At 37.3% G+C, this 314-nt stretch carries 1 protein-coding gene; it reads left to right on the top strand.

What is annotated here, in order from left to right:
* Positions 1-89: 89 nt before the first annotated feature.
* A partial coding sequence (locus tag EII42_RS12670; protein WP_233558426.1) for a HAMP domain-containing protein occupies positions 90-314 on the top strand: 225 nt, incomplete at its 3' end.

The raw sequence follows: 314 nt of genomic DNA, 5'->3' as shown, positions 1-314 counted from the left end.
ATGTGAACCAAGTAGATCAATTTGTAAACACATTACAATATTTTGCAGAACTCAAATTGAAAATTGCTGTGCTCAGTATTCTTGCCGCAATGCTGGTTATCTTGATTATGGTGTCCTATGTGATTTACTTCACCCATAAACGTGTTGTAAATCCATTGGAAAAACTGGCATTAGCAAGTTCTCAAGTGCAAATTGGGCAGTTTAACCATATTCCGCTAGATACGAAAAGCGATGATGAAATAGGTCGATTAGCTCTAGTGTTTACCCAAATGGCAAGTGAGTTAAAAAAGCTGTATTCGACGTTGGAAGACAAG

The organism is Tessaracoccus sp. OH4464_COT-324 (genome assembly GCF_003932855.1).
In the GTDB taxonomy this organism is placed as follows: Bacteria; Actinomycetota; Actinomycetes; order Propionibacteriales; family Propionibacteriaceae; genus Arachnia.
Note: the sequence above shows the minus strand (reverse complement) of the source record. Positions and strands in the feature narration are given on the sequence as shown.